General features: G+C 64.6%; 11 protein-coding genes and 2 tRNA genes. 9 read left to right on the plus strand and 4 right to left on the minus strand.

Going from position 1 to position 15,525, the window contains the following annotated elements; translation table 11 throughout:
• Window positions 1-410 precede the first annotated feature (410 nt).
• The 8 genes from tig (at window position 411) to M3A49_RS36275 (ending at window position 9,600) form a co-directional block, all read left to right on the plus strand.
• Window positions 411-1,757 (plus strand): trigger factor, encoded by a 1,347-nt coding sequence (tig, locus tag M3A49_RS36240; protein WP_028206977.1) that lies wholly within the window; start codon window positions 411-413, stop codon window positions 1,755-1,757.
• A 159-nt stretch (window positions 1,758-1,916) separates the two neighbouring features.
• On the plus strand, window positions 1,917-2,570 hold the full coding sequence (gene clpP / locus M3A49_RS36245) for an ATP-dependent Clp endopeptidase proteolytic subunit ClpP (protein WP_028206978.1): 654 nt from the start codon (window positions 1,917-1,919) through the stop codon (window positions 2,568-2,570).
• Between the two features lie 256 nt (window positions 2,571-2,826).
• Window positions 2,827-4,098 (plus strand): ATP-dependent Clp protease ATP-binding subunit ClpX, encoded by a 1,272-nt coding sequence (gene clpX, locus M3A49_RS36250; protein ID WP_266233168.1) that lies wholly within the window; start codon window positions 2,827-2,829, stop codon window positions 4,096-4,098.
• A 191-nt stretch (window positions 4,099-4,289) separates the two neighbouring features.
• Window positions 4,290-6,716 carry an endopeptidase La gene (gene lon / locus M3A49_RS36255; RefSeq protein WP_254355868.1) on the plus strand — a complete coding sequence of 809 codons (2,427 nt, stop codon included), beginning with the start codon at window positions 4,290-4,292 and terminating at the stop codon, window positions 6,714-6,716.
• 322 nt (window positions 6,717-7,038) lie between these two features.
• Window positions 7,039-7,311: an HU family DNA-binding protein gene (locus M3A49_RS36260; RefSeq protein ID WP_254355869.1), complete on the plus strand. Its 273-nt coding sequence runs from the start codon at window positions 7,039-7,041 to the stop codon at window positions 7,309-7,311.
• A gap of 59 nt (window positions 7,312-7,370) precedes the next feature.
• A tRNA-Val gene (locus M3A49_RS36265) sits at window positions 7,371-7,446 on the plus strand.
• A gap of 33 nt (window positions 7,447-7,479) precedes the next feature.
• Window positions 7,480-7,556 (plus strand) — tRNA-Asp (locus tag M3A49_RS36270).
• Between the two features lie 103 nt (window positions 7,557-7,659).
• Window positions 7,660-9,600 (plus strand): SurA N-terminal domain-containing protein, encoded by a 1,941-nt coding sequence (locus tag M3A49_RS36275; protein WP_266233169.1) that lies wholly within the window; start codon window positions 7,660-7,662, stop codon window positions 9,598-9,600.
• A gap of 93 nt (window positions 9,601-9,693) precedes the next feature.
• On the opposite strand, the gene M3A49_RS36280 is transcribed toward M3A49_RS36275, so the two are convergent.
• Both M3A49_RS36280 and M3A49_RS36285 read right to left on the minus strand, forming a co-directional pair.
• Window positions 9,694-10,041, minus strand: a complete 348-nt coding sequence (locus M3A49_RS36280) for a hypothetical protein (protein WP_028206982.1) — start codon at window positions 10,039-10,041, stop codon at window positions 9,694-9,696.
• A 204-nt stretch (window positions 10,042-10,245) separates the two neighbouring features.
• A complete protein-coding gene (locus M3A49_RS36285) occupies window positions 10,246-10,881 on the minus strand; it encodes an arylesterase (RefSeq protein ID WP_266233176.1) in 636 nt (211 codons plus the stop codon).
• A gap of 144 nt (window positions 10,882-11,025) precedes the next feature.
• Here M3A49_RS36285 and M3A49_RS36290 point away from each other — a divergent pair, with 144 nt between their 5' ends.
• Window positions 11,026-11,766, plus strand: coding sequence for an ABC transporter ATP-binding protein (locus tag M3A49_RS36290; RefSeq protein ID WP_416339083.1), 741 nt, complete (start codon window positions 11,026-11,028; stop codon window positions 11,764-11,766).
• Window positions 11,767-11,820: 54 nt separating this feature from the next.
• Here the strand turns inward: M3A49_RS36290 and pgi are convergent, their stop codons facing one another.
• Together pgi and M3A49_RS36300 are read right to left on the minus strand one after the other, a co-directional pair.
• Entirely contained in the window at window positions 11,821-13,440 is a 1,620-nt protein-coding gene (gene pgi / locus M3A49_RS36295; RefSeq protein ID WP_266233171.1) for a glucose-6-phosphate isomerase, read from the minus strand.
• Between the two features lie 254 nt (window positions 13,441-13,694).
• On the minus strand, window positions 13,695-15,287 hold the full coding sequence (locus M3A49_RS36300) for an NAD(P)H-hydrate dehydratase (protein WP_266233172.1): 1,593 nt from the start codon (window positions 15,285-15,287) through the stop codon (window positions 13,695-13,697).
• Window positions 15,288-15,525: the final 238 nt, after the last annotated feature.

Genomic DNA, 15,525 nt, shown 5'->3' on the forward strand with positions numbered 1-15,525 from the left:
AATTGTGTTGGGAGCGGCTGCGGCCGGCGGGGCGTCCGGCGCGAGCGTTAGCTTAACAGCCTCGCCGCGTGTGCTGGATAGCGGCGCTGCGATAGCGCGCATCGGAGCGCGTTTCGGGCTTGTGGCGATTCAACAGCAGACCAAAACCGGGTCGAAAACAGGCTCATAGCACACTCAAACGGCAATTCCACTGGGACCTGGAAATAGTTTGCTAAAATACTTGGCTCTTTTGACGGAACCGCACCGCAAGCCGCCCGTTTCGGCGCTGTTGAGCGGCGCGTGAGGCGCCGGCGTTCAGCTCCAAAGCGGGTTGCTGGACCGCATCGGAACCAAGCGGCCCCAAGCGGCCCGCGGCACGCAAAGACCACAGATTACTGATTCGCTCGAACAATTTTAGGACGATTGAAGCCATGGCTAACGTTGTTGAAAACCTCGGCAAGCTGGAACGCCGCGTGACGATTTCCCTGCCGAAGGACGCCGTGCAGAAAGAAATCGATTCGCGCATCCGTAAACTCGCGAAGAACGTGCGCATGCCGGGTTTCCGCCCGGGCAAGGTGCCGCTCAAGATGGTCACGCAGCAATATTCGGGCCAGGTCGAAGCCGAAGTCCTGAGCGACAAGGTCGGCAAGGAGTTCTTCGACATCAGCCGCGCGGAGAACCTGCGCGTTGCCGGCCAGCCGAGCTTCGCGCCGAAGTCGGAAGCCGCTGAAGGCGACTACGCGTTCGACGCGACCTTCGAGGTCTACCCGGAAGTGAAGCTCGGCGATGTCGCGACGGCCGAAATCGAGCGCACGACCACGACCATCACCGAAGCGGAAATCGACCGCACGCTCGACATCCTGCGCAAGCAGCGCGTGCACTTCCACGCTCGCGGCGAAGCCGGCGAGCACGGTGACGGCGGCGCCGACACCGCGGCAAAGGAAGGCGACCGCGTGACGGTCGACTTCGTCGGCAAGATCGACGACGTCGCGTTCCAGGGCGGCACCGCGGAAGGCTTCGCGTTCGTGCTGGGCGAAGGCCGCATGCTGCCGGAATTCGAAAAGGCGGCGATCGGCCTGAAGAAGGGCGAGTCGCGCGAATTCGACCTTGCGTTCCCCGAGGACTATCACGGCAAGGACGTCGCCGGCAAGACGGCGAAGTTCACGATCACGATGCAGCAGATCGAGTGGCCGCACCTGCCGGAAATCGACGCTGAATTCGCCAAGTCGCTCGGCATCGCCGACGGCGACCTCGTGAAGATGCGCGCCGAAATCAAGGACAATCTTGAACGCGAAGCGAAGCGCCGCACCCAGTCCATCGTCAAGAACCAGGTGATGGACGCGCTCCTCAAGATTTCCGAACTCGAGGTGCCGAACGCGCTCGTCGAGCAGGATCAGGAGCGCCTCGTCGAAATGGCGCGCGCCGACCTCGCGCAGCGTGGCGTGCCCAACGCCAAGGACGCGCCGATCCCGGCCGAAATGTTCAAGGAACAAGCCGAGCGTCGCGTGAAGCTCGGCCTCGTGCTCGCCGAACTCGTGAAGGCCAACAGCCTCGAGGCGAAGCCGGAGCAGATCCGTGCTGAAGTCGACGAGTTCGCGAAAAGCTATGAGGACCCGAAGGAGGTCGTGCGCTGGTATTATTCCAACCAGCAGCGTCTGGCCGAAATGGAAGCCTATGTCGTCGAATCGAACGTCGTCGACTTCGTGCTCGGCAAGGCCAAGGTGACGGACAAGCAAGTTAGCTTCGAAGAACTGGCAAGCGCGACGGCGCAGGCTTAAAACTGCCCGCTACGGCGTGCCGGCTGTCGGAGCGACCGACGGCCAGCACGCCGTTTTTGTATTCGCAGGTTTTAGCCATGCTGACCGTGTGGTTGATTTAACCGGGGTCCGTCGCCATACCGGTATATAGAAGAACTTTTCCAGACAAGGATGCACCGCATGACCATTCGCGCTCAATCGCTGGATACGTTGACCTCCCACTCGTCGCGGGACTTCGACCCGCAGGCGCTCGGCCTCGTGCCGATCGTCGTCGAAACGAGCGGCCGCGGCGAACGTTCCTACGACATCTACTCGCGCCTGCTCAAGGAGCGCGTGGTGTTCCTGGTCGGCGAAGTGAACGACCAGACGGCGAACCTCGTGGTCGCCCAGCTGCTGTTCCTCGAAAGCGAAAACCCGGACAAGGACATCAGCCTGTACATCAACAGCCCGGGCGGCTCGGTGTCGGCCGGCATGGCGATTTACGACACGATGCAGTTCATCAAGCCGGACGTTTCGACCCTTTGCATGGGCCTCGCGGCCAGCATGGGCGCGTTCCTGCTGGCGTCGGGCGCCAAGGGCAAGCGTTTCGCGCTGCCGAACTCGCGCGTGATGATTCACCAGCCGCTCGGCGGCGCGCGCGGCCAGGCCTCGGACATCGAAATCCAGGCTCGCGAAATCCTGTACCTGAAGGAGCGCCTGAACCAGTTGCTCGCGCACCATACGGGTCAGCCGGTCGAGCGCATTGCGCGCGACACGGATCGCGACAATTTCATGTCGGGTGACGACGCCCAGGCATATGGTCTCGTCGACCAGGTCCTGCACAAGCGTCCTTAAGCTGCGCGAGCGGTTTTGCGCGTCCGACCCTGCGAAGGACGGCGCGCGAGCCGTGACAAAGGCAACGTAAAGGAACAGCTCGGCCCCCGTACAAAAGGGGATAGCCGACGCCGCGCAGACCTTGTGAAATAATCGGCAAACGCGCTTCGCGGCCTGCGGCCCCCAACGCCGTCACAGCAAGCGGTTCACGCACCCTCCGGCCTCGCCGGGGGAAACGGCGTATCATGTAACAGAGTGTCCGGAGGCTCATTTATCCATGGCGGACAAGAAAGGTTCTAACAGCGAGAAGCTGTTGTATTGCTCGTTCTGCGGCAAGAGCCAGCATGAGGTGAAAAAGCTCATCGCTGGTCCGTCGGTATTCATCTGCGATGAATGCATCGACTTGTGCAACGAGATCATTCGCGACGAAGCCGCCGGTGCGGGCGTCGACGCGGCGCTGTCGCGCTCGGACCTGCCGAGCCCGCAGGAGATCCGCGACATCCTCGACCAGTACGTGATCGGGCAGGAACGCGCGAAGAAGATTCTCGCAGTGGCGGTGTACAACCACTACAAGCGTCTGAAGCACCTCGACAAGAAGGACGACGTCGAACTCTCCAAGAGCAACATCCTGCTGATCGGGCCCACGGGCTCGGGCAAGACGCTGCTCGCGCAGACGCTCGCGCGTCTTCTGAACGTACCGTTCGTGATCGCCGACGCCACCACGCTGACCGAAGCCGGTTACGTGGGCGAAGACGTCGAGAACATCATTCAGAAGCTGCTGCAGAACTGCAATTACGAGGTCGACAAGGCCCAGCGCGGCATCGTCTATATCGACGAAATCGACAAGATCAGCCGCAAGTCGGACAACCCGTCGATCACGCGCGACGTCTCCGGCGAGGGCGTGCAGCAGGCGCTGCTCAAGCTCGTCGAGGGCACGATGGCTTCGGTGCCGCCGCAGGGCGGCCGCAAGCATCCGAACCAGGATTTCATCCAGGTCGACACGACCAATATCCTGTTCATCTGCGGCGGCGCGTTCGACGGACTGGAAAAGGTCATCACCGACCGTACGGAAAAGACCGGCATTGGCTTCGGCGCGAGCGTGAAGAGCAAGCAGGAGCGCGACACTGGCGAAGTGCTGCGCGAAACGGAACCGGAAGACCTGATCAAGTTCGGCCTGATTCCCGAACTGATCGGCCGTCTGCCGGTGGTCGCCACGCTCGGCAAGCTCGACGAAACCGCGCTCATGAAGATTCTGGTCGAGCCAAAGAATGCGCTCGTCAAGCAGTATCACAAGCTCTTCAACATGGAGCGCGTGGAGCTGGAAATCCGCCCGGCCGCTTTGCAGGCCGTCGCCCGCAAGGCGATCCGCCGCAAGACGGGGGCTCGTGGCCTGCGCTCGATCCTGGAACAGGCATTGCTCGACGTGATGTACGAGCTGCCGGCCATGAAGGGCGTGAGCAAGGTCATCATCGACGACAACGTGATCGACGGCGACGGCAAGCCGCTGCTGATCTACGAAGACGCTCCGAAGGTTGCAGGGTCGAACTGATGGTGGTGATCGGCTAAAGAGTTCCGGAAAAGGGCCGTTCATACAATGGGATGAACGGCTTTTTCGTTTAATCTTGTGGTCGATGGCGCACTATTTTGGAGTCACTGAACTTTTCCCACACGCGCGAGGCTTGCAATCGGTATCTCAGGCCTCAATTACCGAACAATTGATTCCACTCATGGGGAAATGAAATGTCAGGAACCCAACTCCTCCCGCCGGAACGCACCACGCTCCCGCTGCTGCCGCTGCGAGACGTCGTAGTCTTCCCGCATATGGTGATTCCCCTTTTCGTGGGCCGACCGAAATCGATCAAGGCCCTCGAAGCGGCTATGGAAGGCGGCAAGCACATCATGCTCGTCGCGCAGAAAACCGCCGCGAAGGATGAGCCGACCGAAAAAGACATGTATGAAGTAGGGTGTGTCGCCAACATCCTGCAAATGCTCAAGCTGCCCGACGGCACCGTGAAGGTGCTCGTGGAAGGCCTGCAGCGCGCGAAGACGCTTTCCATCGAAGAGCAGGAAACGCAGTTCTCGTGCGAAGTGATGCCGCTCGAACCGGACCACGCCGACAGCGCAGAAACCGAAGCGCTGCGCCGCGCGATCGTCTCGCAGTTCGACCAGTACGTGAAGCTCAACAAGAAGATCCCTCCGGAGATCCTGACCTCGCTGTCGGGCATCGATGAGGCCGGTCGTCTTGCTGATACCATCGCCGCGCATCTGCCGCTCAAGCTGGACCAGAAGCAGCACATTCTCGAGATGTTCCCGGTCGTGGAGCGTCTGGAGCATCTGCTCGCGCAACTCGAAGCCGAAATCGACATTCTCCAGGTGGAGAAGCGTATTCGCGGCCGCGTGAAGCGCCAGATGGAAAAGAGCCAGCGCGAGTACTACCTGAACGAGCAGGTCAAGGCCATCCAGAAGGAACTGGGCGAAGGCGAAGAGGGTGCGGATCTCGAAGAGCTCGAGAAGCGCATCACGGCCGCGCGCATGCCCAAGGAAGCCAAGAAGAAGGCCGATGCCGAGCTCAAGAAGCTCAAGCTGATGTCGCCGATGTCGGCGGAAGCCACCGTGGTGCGCAACTACATCGACACGCTGATCGGCCTGCCGTGGCGCAAGAAGAGCAAGGTCAACAACGACCTCTCGAATGCCGAAGCCGTGCTCGACGAAGACCACTTCGGTCTCGAGAAGGTGAAGGAACGCATTCTCGAGTATCTCGCGGTGCAACAGCGCGTGGACAAGGTCAAGGCGCCGATCCTGTGCCTCGTCGGACCTCCGGGCGTCGGCAAGACCTCGCTCGGGCAGTCGATTGCGCGCGCAACGAACCGCAAGTTCGTGCGTATGGCGCTGGGCGGCGTGCGTGACGAAGCCGAAATCCGCGGCCACCGTCGTACGTACATCGGTTCGATGCCGGGCAAGATCCTGCAGAGCCTGGCCAAGGTCGGTGTGCGCAATCCGCTCTTCCTGCTCGACGAAGTCGACAAGATGGGCATGGATTTCCGCGGCGATCCGTCGTCGGCGCTGCTGGAAGTGCTCGATCCGGAACAGAACCACACGTTCGCCGATCACTACATCGAAGTCGATTTCGACCTCTCCGATGTGATGTTCGTCGCCACGTCGAACTCGCTCAACATTCCGCCGCCGCTGCTCGACCGGATGGAAGTCATCCGTCTGTCGGGTTACACGGAAGACGAGAAGGTCAGCATCGCCCAGCGTTATCTACTGCCGAAGCAGAAGAAGAACAACGGGCTGAAGCCGGGCGAGATCGAGGTGACCGAAGGCGCGATCCGCGACATCATTCGTTACTACACGCGTGAAGCGGGCGTGCGTTCGCTTGAGCGCGAAGTGTCGAAGATCTGCCGCAAGGTCGTGAAGATGCTGCTGCTGAAGAAGGCCGACAAAGCCGTCACGGTGGACAGCGCCAACCTCGACACCTTCCTCGGCGTGCGCAAGTACGACTTCGGTCTGGCCGCGAAGGAAAACCAGATCGGTCAGGTCACGGGTCTTGCCTGGACGGAAGTCGGCGGCGATCTGCTGACGATCGAAGCGGCGGTCATGCCCGGCAAGGGCAACGTGATCCGCACGGGTTCGCTCGGCGACGTCATGAAGGAATCGGTCGAAGCGGCACGCTCGGTGGTGCGTTCGCGTTCGCGTCGTCTTGGCATCAAGGACGAAGCGTTCGAAAAGCAGGACATCCACATCCACGTGCCGGAAGGCGCGACGCCGAAGGACGGTCCGTCCGCAGGCGGTGCGATGACGACGGCGCTCGTGTCGGTGCTCACGGGTATTCCGGTGCGTGCCGACGTGGCGATGACGGGCGAGATCACGCTGCGCGGCGAAGTGCTGCCGATCGGCGGCCTGAAGGAGAAGCTGCTCGCGGCGCATCGTGGCGGCATCAAGCTCGTGCTGATCCCGGAAGAGAACGTCAAGGATCTCACTGAGATTCCGGACAACGTGAAGAACTCGATCGAAATCGTGCCGGTCCGCTGGATCGACAAGGTGCTCGAACTCGCGCTCGAACGTGTGCCGCAGCCGCTGCCGGAAGAAGAGGTGAAGGCTGAGGACGCCAAGGCGCCCGTGGCCGAATCGACGGATGCCGGCGCGACGGAAGTCGTCAAGCACTAAGCCTTCAGTACGCCTTCAACAAGCCGCGCTCATGCGCGGCGCGTTGGACCCAAAAAGCCCGCGGCATGCGCCGCGGGCTTTTTTATTTGCGTCACAATCCTTGACGCTGTTATGACAACCAGCGGTCTTTTCTGCGTTTTCCCACATGTTCGATACTCCTTCGAATAATCCCTCGAATCCCGCGCCGAATCAGGCTCAATCCCGCTTGACACGGCCCTTTCGGCCCCGTTAAATGAGCGGTCCCCGCGCTATGGCGGGGATGTCTATCCAATAAGTTGAACTTCTTTCTTACGATTGCCCAAACACATTCTCGGGGGCTGGAATGAATAAAACGGAACTGATTGACCATATCGCGCAGCAAGCCGACATTTCGAAGGCGGCTGCGGGACGCGCGCTCGACGCCGTGATCGGCGGCGTCAAAGGCACGCTCAAGAAGGGCGGCTCGGTTACGCTCGTCGGCTTCGGCACGTTCGCCGTCGGCAAGCGCACCGCGCGCACGGGCCGCAATCCGCGTACTGGCGACGTGATCAAGATCAAGGCGGCGAAGGTGCCCAAATTTAGGCCTGGTAAAGCGCTGAAGGATGCGCTAAACTAGCGGGCTCGCTACCTGATGGGTAGCGCAGCAGAAGTCGCAGTTCAGGAAAGCATGAAGCTGGGTGCTTAGCTCAGTTGGTAGAGCGGCGCCCTTACAAGGCGTAGGTCGGGAGTTCGAGCCTCTCAGCACCCACCACAGCTTCTGTTCCGGTACGTAGCGCACCCGCACGGAGCGGTAGTTCAGTTGGTTAGAATACCGGCCTGTCACGCCGGGGGTCGCGGGTTCGAGTCCCGTCCGCTCCGCCAAGGATATCTCGACAAGAAGGCGAACTCCGGTTCGCCTTTTTTGTTGGCCGCTGTTGTAATATCGGGCGTTCCATTTTCTGGCGCCCTCAACGTCTGGTCACGCATGCTCGACTTTTTCCGCAATCACAAACGCCTGATGATGTTCATGCTGCTCCTGGTCGTCCTGCCAGGGCTGGGCTTCGTCGGTATTCAAGGTTTCCGCGGCTTCTTCGATGAAAGCGCGAATGTCGCGAGCGTCAACGGGCACAAGATCACGCGTGTCGAATACGACAACGCCGCGCGCCAGCAGCTCGACCAGGCCCGCCAGGTCCTCGGCGCGCAATTCGACGCGAACATGTTCGACACGCCCCAGCACCGTAAGGACATCCTCGACGGTCTGATCCAGCAGCGCGTGCTGGTGGACGAAACGCAGCGCCTGCACCTCACCGCCTCGGACGACGCCGTGCGCCGCGCGCTGCTCGCCGACCCGGTGATCTCGTCGCTCAAGAATCCTGACGGCTCGATCAATCTCGACCAGTACAAGCAACTGCTCGCCATGCAGGGCATGACGCCGGAGCAGTACGACGAACGCGTGCGCTATAGCCTCGCCATGCAGCAACTGCCGGCGTCGATCATCAGCAGCGCGTTCACGCCGAAGGCGCTCGCGCAGCAGCTCACGGGCCTCTCTGAGCAGCAGCGCGACGTGCAGGGCCTTGCGTTCCACGCGAGCGACTATGCGCCCAAGGTCCAGCCGACCGACGCGCAACTGCAGGCGTACTACGACGCGAACAAAAACGCTTTCGCCACGCCGGCCACGGCGCAGATCCAGTATCTCGTGCTCTCGGCGGCGACGGTTGCCGCCGGCGTGCAGCCGAGCGACGCCGATCTCAAGAAGTACTACGACGACAACATCGCGCACTATCGCACGCAGGAAGAAGTGCGCGCGAGCCACATCCTGATCACGGTGCCGAAGGACGCGAGCGCCGACGTGCGCAACGCAGCGAAGCAGAAGGCCGAATCGATCCTCGCCGAAGTGAAGGCGCATCCGGATCAGTTCGCGCAGATCGCGCAGAAGGAATCGCAGGATCCGGGTTCAGCCTCGAAGGGCGGCGACCTCGGCTACTTCGGCCCCGGCATGATCGCGGGCGGCCAGGCGTTCGACGCCGCGGTCTTCAAGCTCAAGAAGGACGAGATCAGCGACGTGATCCAGTCGGACTTCGGCTATCACGTCGTCAAGGTCACGGACCTGAAGCCGGCGGTCACGAAGCGGTTCGACGACGTGAAGGCGCAGATCACGAACGACGTGAAGGCGCAGCAAGCCGCGAAATTGCTCGCCGACGCGAGCGATGGCTTCACGTCGGTGGTCTACGAGCAGGCGAAGAGCCTGCAGCCGGCCGCGGACAAGTACAAGCTGACGATCCAGACGGCCACGGTTACGCCGAAGCCGAATGCAGCGCTGCCGCCGGATAGCCCGCTGAACAACCAGAAGTTCCTCGACGCCGTATTCGCGAGCGACTCGGTGAACCAGCACAACAACACCCAGGCGATCGACGTCGGCAACAACACGCTGATCTCGGCTCACGTGACGAACTACCAGCCGGCCGCCGTGCCCGCGTTCGCCGCGGTCAAGGATGCGGTGCGCCAGAAGGTGGTCGCGCAGCAGGCTGCCGACATGGCGCACAAGGACGGCGAGGCCAGGCTCGCGGAACTGCAGAAGTCGAAGTCGACCGATGGTTTCTCGTCGGCGCTCAAGGTGTCGCGCAACGACGCTCAAGGGTTGCCGCCCAGCGCGCTGTCCGCCGTCTTCAAGGCCGATTCGCAGAAGCTGCCCGCTTACGTGGGCGTGGACCTCGGCAACGACGGCTATGCGATCTACCGCGTGAACAGCGTGACCAACGGTCCGGCCGCAGAAGGCCCGCGTCTGGGCGCCGCGCAGCAGCAGTTGGCCCAGGTGGACGGCCAGTCGCAGGTGCAGGCGTACCTCGACGCGTTGCGCGAGCGCGCGAAGGTGAAGCTCTACGGTTCGCTCAGTTCGGCCAGCCAGTCGGGCGACGGCGCCCAGTAAGCCCAACCCGCATCAGCCCGCCGGCGTCGAGAGCCGGCACAAAAAAAGCCCCGCGAAACGTCGCGGGGCTTTTGCGTTTTGGCAAGCGCGAAATCAGAGGCAGGCGCTGATGTCGCTGGTGGCGTCTCCACCGGCGCCGCCCCCGGAGCGGAAGCCGACCCACGTCTTCGCGCTGGCGCTCCATGCGGGGCGCACCGTCGCCGCTGCGCCGTTAGGCGGCTGCTGGCCAGGGACGTAGACGTCGACAGCCTGGCCGTTGGCGAGCACGGACTGCGAGACGACTTGCTGCTGCGACTTGTCGGCCCATTTTTGCGCGATGCATTGCGCAACCGTCGCAGGTGGTTGTTGGCTCGTGCCGACGGACTGCGCTCCGCTCGGCATTGGCTGATTGGCGCAGGCAGCCAGTGCTGCCGTAACGACAATGAGAGGTAAATATTTCACGCTTCTTCCTCCAGTCAGGGTCGGTCGGATTCAGGCAGCGAAGCCTCTCGGACCCGCATGTCTGACGCAAAAGGTGGCCAATGGCGAGACGCGGTTGCCCGCCGCCAAGCTGCCTGAGAGGCTCGAGCGGCTTGAACGCGCCAAGGGCTGCGCGCTGGGAAAGGGCGCCCGGTGAGGGTGCCCAGACGTTTGCCCAGCTGCTCGTCAGCGCCGCACGCCGCTGACGAGCAGCGGCTTGAGCGTTGGCCACACGTTGTCGAGCAGCAAAGGCTGTGCCTGCTGGGTGGGATGGATCTGATCGGCCTGGAAGAGTTCGGGCTTGTCGGCGAGGCCGGCGAGCAGAAAGGGCACGAGCGGCACGTTCAGTTCTTTCGCAAGCCGCTCGTAGATTGCGTGGAAGTCACGCGTATAGTCGACCCCGTAGTTGGGCGGCACGTACATGCCGATGAGCACGGGTTTCGCGCCGCTTTCGCGGATCTGCGCGACGATGGCGCGCAGATTGCTGTCCGTCGTCGTGAGCGGCACGCCGCGCAGTGCGTCGTTTGCGCCCAGTTCGACGATCACGATCGCGGGCTTGATGCGCTGCATGACGAGCGGCAGGCGCGTGAGGCCGCCGCTGGTCGTGTCCCCGCTGATGCTCGCATTCGCAACGTTATAATCGATCCGCTCACTGGCGAGCCGCTGGCGCAGCAGGGCCACCCAGCCCGTATCGCGCGGCAGGCCGTATTCGGCGGAAAGGCTGTCGCCGAGCACGACGACGTTCGGTTTTGCCGTGGCAGCGGGGTTCGTCGCCGCGTTGACCGTGGAGACGGGCGAGGCCGCGAGCGCGGTGCCGGTCATGCCACATAAGGCGCCGAGCCAGGCAGCGGCGGTCAGGGTCGCGATAGCGGCAAACGCGCTGAAGCGGGACGAAGCGCGGGAAAGGGCGGCGCGCCGCGCGGCGCGTTTCTGGTTCACGGCTAACCTGTGCGTCATCATGTGCGAATGAATAGCGATCCAGTCATCGAAGTACGGGGTTTGAGCAAGCGGGTCACCGACGCCACCGGCGAGCTGACGATCCTCGACGGCATCGACCTCACCGTGCAGGCGGGCGGGAGCGTGGCGATCGTCGGCGCGTCCGGTTCCGGCAAGTCGACGCTGCTCGGCCTGCTGGCCGGCCTCGACAGCGCGAGCGCGGGTTCGGTGCGCCTGCTAGGCCATGAGCTTACCGGCATGGCCGAAGATCAGCGCGCGGCGCTGCGCAACGGCTCGGTGGGCTTTGTGTTCCAGTCGTTCCAGCTGATGCCGCATCTCACCGCTTTGGAGAACGTCGCGCTGCCGCTCGAACTGCAGGGCGGCATGTCGACGCGTGATGCTTTCTCCCGCGCGCGCACGCTGCTCGAGCGCGTGGGTCTTGCCGAGCGCACGGGCCACTACCCGAAGCTGCTCTCGGGCGGCGAGCAGCAACGCGTGGCGCTCGCCCGCGCGTTTGTGACGAGCCCCGCCGTGCTGTTCGCCGACGAGCCCACCGGCAGCCTCGACGCCGCCACGGGCCACGCCGTCATCGACCTGATGTTCGAACTCAATCGCGCCAACGGCGCGACGCTCGTGCTCGTCACCCACGACGTCGATCTCGCGCAGCGCTGCGACGCCATCATCACGATCGAAGCGGGCCACCGCGTGCCCAACGCGCCGCATGGCGCGGCAGCCTCGCGCAGCGCGAGCAATGTCGAAGCCGGGCGTTAGCGCCTGACCATCGAACGGCGTGCGCAGCGCATGCGCACGCCGCCTCTGCCCGAGTTAGCGTTTGAGCGCCGCGCGGGCGCGCGCGATCAGTGCGGCTGTGGACGAATCGTGCCGCTTCACATCGGCGCTTGCCGCGTTCAAGTCGGCTTCGACCACCTTGCCTAGGATCTTGCCGAGTTCCACGCCCCACTGGTCGAACGGGTTGATATCCCACACGGAAGCCTGCACGAGCACCTTGTGCTCATAGAGCGCGATGATCGCGCCGAGCGAGCGCGCGGTGAGCGCGTCGACGAGCAGCGTGGTGGTCGGCCGGTTGCCGGGGAACATGATGTGCGGCACGAGTTCGGGCTTGTCCGGGCCCGCGATCTTGCGCGCTTCTTCCTCGGTGCGGCCAAGCATCAGCGCCTCGCTCTGCGCAAAGCAGTTCGCGAGCAGCTTTGGATGATGGTCGGCCAGCGGATGCTCGGGCGTGAGCACGGCGATGAAGTCGATCGGCACGATCGTCGTGCCCTGGTGCAGCATCTGGAAGAACGCGTGCTGCCCGTTCGTGCCGGGCTCGCCCCAGGTGATCGCCGAGGTCGCGTAATCGACGAACTTGCCGTCGAGGCGCGCCGACTTGCCGTTGCTCTCCATTTCGAGTTGCTGGAGATACGAAGGCAGGAAGTGCAACGCTTCGGAGTAGGGCGCAACGAGATAGCTCTGCGAGCCGAAGAAGTTGCGATACCAGACACCGATCATGCCGAGCAGCACGGGCAGGTTCTTCTCCAGCGGCGCTTCGCGGAAGTGCTTGTCCATGTCGTGCGCGCCGGCGAGCAGTTCGTCGAACTGCTGCGGCCCGATGGCGATCATGATCGAGAGGCCCACGGCCGACCACAACGAATAGCGGCCGCCGACCCAGTCCCACATCTCGAACACGTTTTCCCTGGCGATGCCGAACTTTACGACTTCGGCCGGATTGGCCGAGACGCCCACGAAGTGCTTCGCGAGTTCGCCTTCCGGGCAGCCGTGTTTCACGAACCAGTCGCGCATCGACAGCGCGTTGGTCATGGTTTCGAGCGTCGTGAACGTCTTCGAGACGATGATCGCCAGCGTCTCTTCCGGATCGATGTTTTCGATCGTGCGCCACAGGTCCGCGCCGTCGACGTTCGAGACGAAGTGCGAGGTGATCTCGGGTAGTTCGAGATGCTTGAGCGCGTGCACGACCATTTTCGGCCCGAGATCCGAGCCGCCGATGCCGATATTCACGACATGGCGGATGCGCTTGCCCGTGTAGCCGGTCCACGCGCCGCTGCGCACGGCGTCGGCGAACTTCGCCATCTTCGCGCGCTCGGCCGCGATCTGGGCGTGGAACGGGGCGTCGGCTTCGCTGGCGCGCAAGGCGGTGTGCAGCGCCGCGCGGCCTTCAGTCGGGTTGACGACTTCGCCCTTGAACATCGCATCGCGGCGCGCTTCCACGCCGGCCTCGCGAGCGAGCTGCACGAGCAGCTTGAGCGTGGCGTCGGTGATGCGGTTCTTCGAGAAGTCGGCGCCGAGACCGGCGCCTGCGAACGTGAAGCGTTCGGCGCGCGTCGGCGCCGGGTCGTTGGCGGGGGCGAACCAGTCGCGCAGCTTTTCGTCGCGGATCTGTTCGTAATGCGTCTGTAGCGCGGACCAGGCGGGGAGCGGATTCGTCATGTTCGTCTAGCGAGGGATCACGAATGGAGGGCGGCAGGTGCGGTTCGCCGGTCAGGCCGAACGCGCGCTTCGCGCGCCGCGGGGAAGCACGGGCCGCCTCCGGTGGAAGACGGCGTGCGGAGGATCAGTATAGCGGCCTCGCGCGACACTGCGCAGCGTTGTGATGCCTGCGGCCGTGCCCGGCGCGGGCGGTGGGGCAAACGTGGTTGCGAAGCAAGCCGCGTGCCGCGCGAGCGGACGTGCGAGATGCGGCCTCACGTTGCATAAGACGGCGCGTAAAAGAGCCGGTTCATCAGCTTGCGCACCGCGGGCGCGAGTTCGCCCGCCGTGAGACCCGCGGGGCCGTCGCCGTGCGCGCGCAGCGTGTCGGCGGCGAGGCCGTGCAGGTAGACGCCCGCGAGCGCCGCCTCGTAGGGCGGCACGCGCTGGGCCAGCAGCGCGCCGATCATGCCGCCGAGGACGTCGCCGGTGCCGCCCGTGGCGAGGCCCGCGTTGCCGGTGGGGTTGACGGCGACGCGGCCGTCGGGCGCGGCAACCACGGTGCCGCTGCCCTTGAGCACCGCAACCGCCGCATAGCGGGTGGCAAGCGTTCGCGCTGCGGCGAGGCGGTCGCGCTGTACCTGGGCGGTGTCGCAGCCGAGCAGGCGCGCCGCTTCGAGCGGATGCGGCGTGAGCACGCAAGGCGCCCCGCGCGCGGCGGCCGACTGCGCGACGTGCACGGCGAGCGCCTCGTCGCGCGCGACGAGATTGAGCGCGTCGGCATCGAGGAGCACGGGGGCGTGCAGGCGCAGGATGGCGTCCACGAGCTGGCGCGCCGACGCGCTGCCGCCCATGCCGCAGCCCGCCGCGACGGCGTCCATCGCGCCAAGCGGTAGCCTGGCCGCCGCGTGCAGCATGAGTTCGGGATGCGGGGCGTCGTAGGGCGGCGCGTCGCTGCCGAGAAAGCCCACGTGAACCTTGCCCGCGCCGGTGAGGAGCGCCGCGCGCGCCGCGAGAATCGGCGCGCCGCACATGCCTGTGTCGCCGCCCACGACGGCGAGCGTGCCGAACGTGCCCTTGTGGGTGGCGAAGTCGCGTGCGGGCAGCGCGGCGGCGAAGAGCGCGGGCGCGTTCAGGCGCACGGCGCCCGGCGTGCCTTCGGTGTCGATGCCGATCGGCGCGACCGCGACGGCGCCTGCGTAGTCGCGCCCGACGCCCGTGTACAGGCCGGGTTTGGCGGCGATGAAGGTCACGGTATGGGTCGCGCGCACCGCCGGGCCGCTGCCGACCACGTTGCCGGTGTCGCTGTCGAGGCCGCTCGGCACGTCGAGCGCGAGCACATGGCCATGGCTGCGCGCGCGTGCCGAGAGCATCTCGGCGAGTTCGGCGAACACGCCTTCGAGCGCGCGCGCAAGGCCGATGCCGAACATCCCGTCGACGAGCCAGCCGTAAGCGTCGAACGATGCGGGCGCCGACGCGGCGATGGGCACGCCCGCCGCGCGCGCCTCGGCGAGCGCCCAGCACGCGTCGTCGGGCTTGACCTCGACGGGCATGCAAACTTCCACGGCGACGCCCGCGCGATGCAGCTCGGTGGCGACGACGAGGGCGTCACCACCGTTGTTGCCGGGCCCGGCGGCGAACCAGACGGGCTTGTCGCTCGCCGACGAGGGCGCATGCGCGAGCTGCTCGTTCAGGAAGTGCGCGGCGGCGGCACCTGCGCGCGCCATGAGCGCGTGAGCAGGCAGAGCCGACTGCGCTGCGACTTCGGCCTTGCGCAACTGTTCGACGGTAAGCAGCGGGACCGCACGATCGTGCGGGTAGGTGAGCACCGGTTGCCCGGTGCCAGAGGAGTGTGGAGCGTGCGTCATGACGATGCGGTCCAGAGAGGCGACATCGCAACGATACCCGAGCAAGCGCTCAGACGGCACGCCCCAGGCGCGCGGTGGACGGGCACGGCGGCGCGGCAACGCCGCACACGCGAGCGCCGCTCAATCGCGGCCCGGCTGGAGCGCCTTGATGGTATCGGCCGGCAGCTCAGGCGCGGTGTTCGAGATCTGCTGGGCGATGAGACGCGCCGAGCCGAGCGAAAGCGCCCAGCCTGCCGGC

It is taken from the genome of Paraburkholderia sp. CNPSo 3076, from assembly GCF_026343935.1.
Lineage (GTDB): Bacteria > Pseudomonadota > Gammaproteobacteria > Burkholderiales > Burkholderiaceae > Paraburkholderia > Paraburkholderia nodosa.

What these genes read in the sequence shown, in the direction of transcription:
- M3A49_RS36275 (WP_266233169.1), top strand. Translation starts at nt 7,660, where the DNA reads ATGCTCGACTTTTTCCGCAATCACAAACGCCTGATGATGTTCATGCTG.
- M3A49_RS36260 (WP_254355869.1), top strand. Translation starts at nt 7,039, where the DNA reads ATGAATAAAACGGAACTGATTGACCATATCGCGCAGCAAGCCGACATT.
- tig (WP_028206977.1), top strand. Translation starts at nt 411, where the DNA reads ATGGCTAACGTTGTTGAAAACCTCGGCAAGCTGGAACGCCGCGTGACG.
- clpX (WP_266233168.1), top strand. Translation starts at nt 2,827, where the DNA reads ATGGCGGACAAGAAAGGTTCTAACAGCGAGAAGCTGTTGTATTGCTCG.
- clpP (WP_028206978.1), top strand. Translation starts at nt 1,917, where the DNA reads ATGACCATTCGCGCTCAATCGCTGGATACGTTGACCTCCCACTCGTCG.
- M3A49_RS36290 (WP_416339083.1), top strand. Translation starts at nt 11,026, where the DNA reads ATGAATAGCGATCCAGTCATCGAAGTACGGGGTTTGAGCAAGCGGGTC.
- M3A49_RS36300 (WP_266233172.1), bottom strand. Translation starts at nt 15,287, where the DNA reads ATGACGCACGCTCCACACTCCTCTGGCACCGGGCAACCGGTGCTCACC.
- lon (WP_254355868.1), top strand. Translation starts at nt 4,290, where the DNA reads ATGTCAGGAACCCAACTCCTCCCGCCGGAACGCACCACGCTCCCGCTG.
- pgi (WP_266233171.1), bottom strand. Translation starts at nt 13,440, where the DNA reads ATGACGAATCCGCTCCCCGCCTGGTCCGCGCTACAGACGCATTACGAA.
- M3A49_RS36285 (WP_266233176.1), bottom strand. Translation starts at nt 10,881, where the DNA reads ATGACCGGCACCGCGCTCGCGGCCTCGCCCGTCTCCACGGTCAACGCG.